The organism is Candidatus Pelagibacter sp. PS_02, from assembly GCF_059418065.1.
Genome location: NZ_CM182079.1, coordinates 499385 through 508840, shown reverse-complemented (window position 1 = coordinate 508840; position 9456 = coordinate 499385). Strand labels below are relative to the sequence as shown.

The window sequence follows — 9456 nt, the reverse complement described above, 5'->3', positions numbered from 1 at the left end:
CTATTTGAAACGGTTAAAGTTCCACCAACATTAATATTACCGGTATCATTACGTCGGTTAGATCTTGGCTTGGAATAACATATATAGTTAATGTTTTTGTAGTGGCTACACCTCCAATACTCTCGGTGTAAGTAAATGTGTCGGTTACGTTTGAACCGCCTGCATTAACACCTGATATATTAGAGTTTGCAACATAGTTATAACTACCATCTGAACCAATGGTTAAGGTTCCATAAGTACCCTCAACAGAAGTTGCTGAACCATGAGAGTAAGTAACATTTGTTACAGCAGTTGTAGAACTTCCACTAGGTTGGATATGTGTTACAGTATATGTATCGCTAGTATCATTAAAGACAATGTCTCCTGTATTACTTCCAGTACTTGTACCAGAAACAAGTGAGGCCGTATTTGCAACCGTTAATGTTTTACCTTCTTGGATATAACCAAAATGATTAACTACAACATTGATTGTAAGTGTTGCAGTTGTTGTAGAGGTTCCATCAGTTACGGTGTAAGTAAAAATATCCGGTCCTGTTGTGACATTTAAATTTGCAGTATAAGAATAACTACCATCTGAACCAAATGTTAAGGTACCTTTAGAACCAACAATGGTTGCTGCATTCGATGATTTTGTTGAGCTATACGTTACCTCTGAGCTGTTTCCGTTAGTGTGAGTAATTTTTGTTACATATAAACTAGAACTTGCATCAGCATCGGTATCACCTAAAACTAAGGTTCCAGCGCTATTAGTGGCATCAGTTACAGTACCAGCTGCCGTAACAGTATCTGTATCATTATCTGCAACTGGCGCATTGTTTGCTCCAGTAATTGTTATGGTTATAGTTGCAATATCTGTTTCGCCTTGTCCATCAGATACAGTGTAATTAAAGATATCCGTTACAATATCGCCTGCATCGAGTGCATCTATTGTACTGTTGTCTGCAACAACATAAGTATAAGACCCATCTGCTGCAATTGTTAAATTACCATACGATCCTGTTAAGGCTGAACCAACAGTACCTCCTGTACCATTACCTTCATCTGAACCGGTTCTAATTGCAGTAACAGTTAGTGTGTCGCTATCAGGGTCTGTATCATAATTATTAGTTGAACTTGTGTTAATGACATCACCTGAATGTTCACCAGAGACATCCACTAGGCTGAAAGGAGTTGTTAAAGAATGTTCATTAACTCTATCGTAACTACCACCTGTGGTAAAAAGTTTTGTTCCATCATTATTAAAAGAAAAACCAGCTGGATACGAGTCTGAAGAAGTAAGACTGTAACTACCTTTATGGGTAACAGTAGATGATATATCAAAGGCAGTCGACAACGTATACTCGTTAATATCTCGACCACTTGTACCTGTGATATACATTTTTGTTCCATCGTGATTAAATCTTATGTCTGTTGGGTATATTTCTTGAGATTGAATACTAACACTATCAGTATATGAAAGTGATGATGATGAAACGTCGAAAGCTGTACTTAGGGCGTATTCATATACTTTATCGTTTGATGCACCAACGGTGAACATCTTAGTTCCATCGTTATTAAAGGTTACCCCCATCATAGCTGCGTCTTGGGAACTAAGAGTACTGAATGTAGTTGCGCTTACGTTACTAGCAGTTGTATCAAATCCTGTTGAAACACTGTATTCTCTTATTTGGGTTGTATTTAGCATAAACCATTTTGTTCCATCATTATTAAATGCCATGGATTGGACGCCAAAACCACTCCCATAAAGATTAAGGTAAGATGCACTACTTACATCAAAGGCAGTTGAGAGATTGTAGTGGTATATATAACCAGTAGTAGAATCTGATACATACATTTTTGTTCCATCATCATTAAAAATTACATCAGAAGAATTAGTTGGGTAAGTTAAACTGTATGAATTTGAGGAACTGAATGTAGCTGTATCCACACTTGTTGCATTAGAACTATTTGAAACGGTTAAAGTTCCACCAACATTAATATTACCGGTATCATTACGTGCGGTTAGATCTTGGCTTGGAATAACATATATAGTTAATGTTTTTGTAGTGGCTACACCTCCAATACTCTCGGTGTAAGTAAATGTGTCGGTTACGTTTGAACCGCCTGCATTAACACCTGATATATTAGAGTTTGCAACATAGTTATAACTACCATCTGAACCAATGGTTAAGGTTCCATAAGTACCCTCAACAGAAGTTGCTGAACCATGAGAGTAAGTAACATTTGTTACAGCAGTTGTAGAACTTCCACTAGGTTGGATATGTGTTACAGTATATGTATCGCTAGTATCATTAAAGACAATGTCTCCTGTATTACTTCCAGTACTTGTACCAGAAACAAGTGAGGCCGTATTTGCAACCGTTAATGTTTTACCTTCTTGGATATAACCAAAATGATTAACTACAACATTGATTGTAAGTGTTGCAGTTGTTGTAGAGGTTCCATCAGTTACGGTGTAAGTAAAAATATCCGGTCCTGTTGTGACATTTAAATTTGCAGTATAAGAATAACTACCATCTGAACCAAATGTTAAGGTACCTTTAGAACCAACAATGGTTGCTGCATTCGATGATTTTGTTGAGCTATACGTTACCTCTGAGCTGTTTCCGTTAGTGTGAGTAATTTTTGTTACATATAAACTAGAACTTGCATCAGCATCGGTATCACCTAAAACTAAGGTTCCAGCGCTATTAGTGGCATCAGTTACAGTACCAGCTGCCGTAACAGTATCTGTATCATTATCTGCTGTTGGCGCATCATTTATTCCAGTAATTGTTATGGTTATAGTTGCTGTATCTGTTCCACCATTTCCATCTGAAACAGTATAAGTAAATACATCGGTTACAATATCGCCTGCATCAAGGGCATTCGTTGTACTGTTATCTGCAACAACATAAGTATAACTTCCATCTGCACCAATAGTTATTGTTCCGTAGGTACCCGCAATACTTCCAGGTTGTCCTCCACTGTCAGAATAAGTAGAACCAGAGTCAACTGTATCTGTATTAGTGTTAGAATGTGATATGTTTGTAACTGTTAAAGTATCACCATCAGGATCTGTATCATAATTATTAGTTGAACTTGTGTTAATGACATCACCTGAATGTTCACCAGAGACATCCACTAGGCTGAAAGGAGTTGTTAAAGAATGTTCATTAACTCTATCGTGACTACCACCTGTGGTAAAAAGTTTTGTTCCATCATTATTAAAAGAAAAACCAGCTGGATACGAGTCTGAAGAAGTAAGACTGTAACTACCTTTATGGGTAACAGTAGATGATATATCAAAGGCAGTCGACAACGTATACTCGTTAATATCTCGACCACTTGTACCTGTGATATACATTTTTGTTCCATCGTGATTAAATCTTATGTCTGTTGGGTATATTTCTTGAGATTGAATACTAACACTATCAGTATATGAAAGTGATGATGATGAAACGTCGAAAGCTGTACTTAGGGCGTATTCATATACTTTATCGTTTGATGCACCAACGGTGAACATCTTAGTTCCATCGTTATTAAAGGTTACCCCCATCATAGCTGCGTCTTGGGAACTAAGAGTACTGAATGTAGTTGCGCTTACGTTACTAGCAGTTGTATCAAATCCTGTTGAAACACTGTATTCTCTTATTTGGGTTGTATTTAGCATAAACCATTTTGTTCCATCATTATTAAATGCCATGGATTGGACGCCAAAACCACTCCCATAAAGATTAAGGTAAGATGCACTACTTACATCAAAGGCAGTTGAGAGATTGTAGTGGTATATATAACCAGTAGTAGAATCTGATACATACATTTTTGTTCCATCATCATTAAAAATTACATCAGAAGAATTACCTGGGTAAGTTAAACTGTATGAATTTGAGGAACTGAATGTAGCTGTATCCACACTTGTTGCATTAGAACTATTTGAAACGGTTAAAGTTCCACCAACATTAATATTACCGGTATCATTACGTGCAACCGGTAAGGCATTAACTGTAATAGTTAAAGTAGCAGTATCTGTAGCTGTTCCATCTGATAATGTGTAAGTGAAAACATCCGTTCCTGCACTTGAACCTGCAATATATTGATAAGTACCATCTGCACCAACTCTCAAAGTACCATAACTTCCAGTAACTGATGTGTAACCTGAATTATAAGCAGTTCCTGAATTTACAGCTGTAGCACTTCCGCTTGCTGTGGTTGCAACAATACTAGATATACTTAATGAAGCACTTGTATCAGGATCCGTGTCTCCATCTAAAAGATCTGAAGATCCATCTGTAACTGTTAAAGTTTGGCTGATATTAACAGACCCAGTTTCATTATCTGCAACTGGTGCATCATTAACACCAATTACTGTAATTGTAATAGTTGCAGTATCCGTTTCACCCTGTCCATCAGATACAATATATGTAAAGACATCTGTTACCACATCCCCTGCATCTAGTGCATCCGTTGCATCTAAAGTTGCTGCATATTGATATGAACCATTAGAATTAATCGTTAAAATACCATAAGAACCTGTAACCGCTTCAGTATTACTTGAGAAAGTTGTTTGAGCACTTCCACCAGCTGTTGTGGCTATAATACTTGTAATAGTTAACGTATCGCTGTCAGGGTCTGTATCATAATTAGCAGTTGAACTTGTATTAATGACATCTCCTGAATGTTCACCTGAAATATCTATTAAATTATAAGGACTAGTTAAATTATATTCATGAACTTTATCTGAATCATAACCCAACATAAACATTTTAGATCCATCGTTATTAAACCTTAAACTAAAAGTGTCTACGTCTTGTGATGACGTATCGTATTCGCCATGATATGTTGCTGTAGAAACATCAAAAGCAGTAGATAATTCATATTCCGTAATATCATCACCCGTACCTCCGGTAATAAATAATCTTGTTCCATCGCTATTAAATTCAATGTCTCTAGGTTTAGTTTCATAAGACGATGTATTTAACCTTTCACTATCACCTGCATACGTAGCTGAAGATGAAGATATATCAAATGCTGTTGATAGAGAATATTCTTCAATTCGTTGACTATCAAATCCAGTTACGAATAATTTTGTTCCATCATTATTAAAACGAATTCCACAAGGTCTATTGTCTACAACAGATAAACTAACGTTATCGTATGTTCCTGATGAAATATCGTAAGCTGTACCTAAACTATATTGAAAAACTGCATCAGCTGTGTTAGCACCGGTGAAATACAACTTAGTTCCATCATTATTAAAAGTTATACCATAAATTTGGGTGTCTCTTGCTGAGACATCTAAAGAATCTACGTAAGAAGCTGACGATACATCAAATGCCGATGTTAAAGTGTATTCATGAATATCATCATTATCATTTCCTGCATGAAACATTTTTAAACCATCTTTGCTAAAAGCAAGTCCAGCAGCATTAGTTTCTTGATCACTAATACTCTTAGCATCATCTACACTATATGAGGTTGCAGCAGTTGTAATACTGTTAGCATTATCACCATCTACAACAGTTAACGTTGCATCTTCATTTACAGTACCTGTATCATTTCTTGCAGTTAGATCTTGGCTTGGAATAACATTTATAGTTAATGTTTCAGTATCGGTTCCACCATTTCCATCTGATACAGTATAAGTAAAGACATCGGTTACATTTGCTTCACCTGCATCTAAATTATTGATATCTGAACTTGCAACGTATTGATAAGAACCATCTGAACCAATGGTTAAGGTTCCATAAGTTCCATTTACTGAAGTTGCTGATCCATGATTATAAGTAACATTTGTTACAGAAGTTGAAGAACCTGCGCCACTATGTTGAATATGTGTGACAGTTAAACTGTCATTATTGGCATCTGTATCATTATCAGTTATATCACCTGTATTACTTCCAGTAGTCGTGCCAGCAACTGCTGATCCACTATTAGCAACAGTTAATGTTTTACCTTCTTGAATATAACCAGTATCTGCAACAGCACTTGGATCCACATTAGTTTTTACAATAACTCTTATATAGTCACCACCATTACCATTTTCGAAACTAAATCTTAAAAGATTATTAGTACCTGAAGAATTTGATATACTAAATTCGTCCTCATTTCTTGTAAAACTGCTTGTGTCAACTTTAAATTCCTCACCACCACTTTCTAAAAGTCTACCTCCTGCAAAATTACTTCCATAAGTAAGAGTAGTTGATTTATATTTATTATTTATTGTATTCGAAGTGTTGTATGTGTAGTCATGGTCTAGAAATACTCCAAGTATTTCGTTATCAAATTTTACATATCCCGACTTAGCACTATTAGTATTACTATTATTATAATTTAAAAACACCAAATAACTATCAACAATGGCTGAACTTAAACCATGTAATGAACTCAATGTTCGAAGTGAAAGGCCAGTATTTCCAGTGCTATTATTACCGGTGAAAGATGTTGCTGTATCAGGATCTATCTGTGAAACATAATCGCTCGAAGTTAATGATACTGATGTTTTTTCAGGTGCAATGTAATAACTGTATGTGCTTCTGGTAGTTCCGGTACCACCTTCAGAAACATTTCCACTCGATCCAAGATTGACAGTATTGCTTAGACTAACAATATCTAAGTTTGCATTATATGGTAAAACTTTAACGTTTTCAGTTTCAATAATTCCAATTTTTTTCTCTAGCTCCCAGTCACCACTTTTACCAGTAAGGTCATCTGACGCTGCAATATCTGCTTTGGTGATTTCTGATATTTTTTTAATTAAAATTTCACCTTGTTCAGTGGAAGCTACATTACAACCATAAAATAAAATATCTCCACTTGTGGTTAACGATTGACCAATGGATGCTAAAGTTGATTGGTAATTAGTGATGGTATCGTTATTTAAAAAGGCATTACCAAATAAAATTTGTCCAGCACTACCGTGACCGATGATGTGTAAACCATCAATATCTTTTCGATCATTTAAAATTTCACTAATTCTTTTAAATCCATCTTCATTGGAGTTGATTAAATAAAACTCAGTGTTTTCTTTAAATGAATTAATAATGGTTTCATAATCAGAGACAGCACTATCAATAAAGACTACATTTTTTTTGTTTTGGTCTCTTGCAGTGTTTGCAAAAGGAACTTCATTGTTGTCTTTAGTGGTATCGATTATTTTAGAGTTTTTTTTTATCTCTTCTTGATTACGTTCATCAATTAAATCCAAAAAGGTTGAGGCCCCTGCTCCGTCGAGCATTATCCTCTGCTCAAGGGCTTCTATAAATATTTTCTGTTTCTTTTTAGGTTTTTGGGTCAATTGGTTCTTCGTCTAATTTTACCAGTTATTGTTTGTCCTGGTTTTGCAATTGATTTATTGGGTGTCTTTCTAATACCTCCAATTTTACCTGTTATAGTTTGTCCTGCTCTTGCTTTAACCACACGAGGTAATTTATGTGTTTTAGGTGCATTCAATATGTTTCCTGAAACTTTTTTTTTATTCGAGGCAACTTTAACCTTAATATTCTTTGTAATTTTCTTCATTAGATCTCCTTAATTTATTGGATTTTTGAAGCTTTAACTATTTCAGCTTTTTCTTTTAATGTGGTACCTATTATTTTTGCTAAATCTTTTTGGCTCTTTAAAATTGGATCCACTATCAAAGTAAATTGATCATCAACTGTAGAATTGATATTTTTTGCATTAACAATGAGCTCTATTTCATGAATGTCACCTTTTAGTACCGAGTCTATTAAAAACGCTCTTTGCGTTGGTAAAAAATCTATCCAACTAGGTAATGGTTGATCATTTGCTAATCTTGCTGAATATTGAACAGAACCTTGACCTTCAAGTTTGAATGTTTTATCTGAAAATTCAAATTTTTTATAATTTTCATCAAATTGTTTAGCAACTGGATTTTGTTTTTGAATAGGTTCTGTTACTTTTGCAATGTATTTTTTACCTAAACCACTAAATTTATTCTTAATTTCATATGCAAATAATTCCGTTCCCCCTACTATGGTGTCTCTGGTGGTAATATCAATTCCAACTGATGTATAAACTTGTGCAATTGAATGTTGCATTTTAGAAAATGAAATATCTCTTCTTAGTTCAGCAACAAGAGTACCCGCTTCTTCTCTAATTAATTCTAACTCACCAAATCTTGCAATTTTTTGTGCGTTTCGAACTTGGTTGGCAATTTTTGTTGAAACTTTTAAATAACGTTCAGCCGTATCATATTCTTCCATGCTCATTTGAAAATCAATATTTGCTAAATGAACTTGTGATAAGATAGCCATAGATAAAGCAAGACGTTGTTCTTTAATAATTTCTGTATTTGCCTCATTCATTTTCTTAATCGATGGTGCTCTAAAGACATTTAATAAGTTTGCGCCAACTGAAGAACCAAATTCAAAATTTGATTTATTTTGTAGATAATCATTTGAAGAACTTGTGAAAGCTGCGTTAATATTAAAATTAGGTAACAAAGATCTTAATCCAACTTTAGTTTCAGCAACGGATATTCTTTCTTGATATCGGTTTTCTAATAACTCTGCTCTACTAACTAAAGCATGTTTTTCCATGTTTTTTAAATCCATGTCTAAAATATTGATAGGCTGATTGGTTGCTACCAATTTATAGCTTTGATTGGGTAACAATCCCATTAAGGTTCCTAATTCAATTTTAGAATTAATTAAAGTTTGTCTTTGTGTAATTAAAGCTCTCTTTATATCTAGCAATTCTTTTTGATACAAAAGTGCATCCATTGGTTTTTGTAGCAACATCTCTTCTATTTTTTGAGAGTCGCTTAAAGCTATTTTTACTTTTTTAATTAAAGGATCGTATTTTTGAATTAACTTATCTGCAGAAAGAGCATTCCAATAAGATCGAATAACTTCTTTTGCAATATTGTTAGCTGATTTTTTTTCTATCTCTTTTGCAATTAAAAATCGATCGCTTGTTTGCCCTGCTCTGATATAAGACAAACCAAAATCAAGTGCGTTCCAAGCAAAACCTATATCTTGATCAACAACATCTCTATTTCGTGATGTAGAGTATGTAGACCCTTTGGATGCTGCTATATCATTATTTCCAACAGTTGCACTTGTGGATGATTGATAATTGTCACTTCCAGAATAACCTGCATTAGCTGACATGGTTGGTAACATGTCAAACTTTACGTCTTTCAATTGACGGTCCGCTAATGCGGTTTCGAATAATTTTACTTTTAAATCTTTGTTATTTTCGATTGCAAGGGCGATCGCTGTATATAAATCAATGTCTAAGTTTTTTTGTAATATTTCATTTTGCTTTCTAATTTTTGAAATTTTTTCAATATCTTCATCAGCAGATTTCTTTAAAAAATCAAAAGAAAATGGCAATGGGCCTCTATTGGCGCACGAAGCCAACAAGCTAAGGCTTAAGATTAATACAATTTTTATAATTTTTTGGTACACGAACTCTTTATAAATCATTAGAAATATTCTAATAAAGGTTGAG

3 protein-coding genes are annotated in these 9456 nt (G+C 34.4%); all 3 read right to left on the bottom strand.

What is annotated here, in order from left to right; all coding sequences use genetic code 11:
- Positions 1 to 13: 13 nt before the first annotated feature.
- The 3 genes from AC5SL4_RS02690 to AC5SL4_RS02680 are packed head-to-tail and all read right to left on the bottom strand — an operon-like array spanning position 14 to position 9431.
- Positions 14 to 7216 carry a cadherin-like domain-containing protein gene (locus tag AC5SL4_RS02690; RefSeq protein ID WP_494587531.1) on the bottom strand — a complete coding sequence of 2401 codons (7203 nt, stop codon included), beginning with the start codon at positions 7214 to 7216 and terminating at the stop codon, positions 14 to 16.
- 56 nt (positions 7217 to 7272) lie between these two features.
- The gene (locus AC5SL4_RS02685) at positions 7273 to 7500 is read right to left on the bottom strand and encodes a hypothetical protein (protein ID WP_011282048.1); all 228 of its coding nucleotides are present in this window, start codon (positions 7498 to 7500) and stop codon (positions 7273 to 7275) included.
- Between the two features lie 14 nt (positions 7501 to 7514).
- Entirely contained in the window at positions 7515 to 9431 is a 1917-nt protein-coding gene (locus tag AC5SL4_RS02680; RefSeq protein WP_494587530.1) for a TolC family protein, read from the bottom strand.
- Positions 9432 to 9456 lie beyond the last annotated feature (25 nt).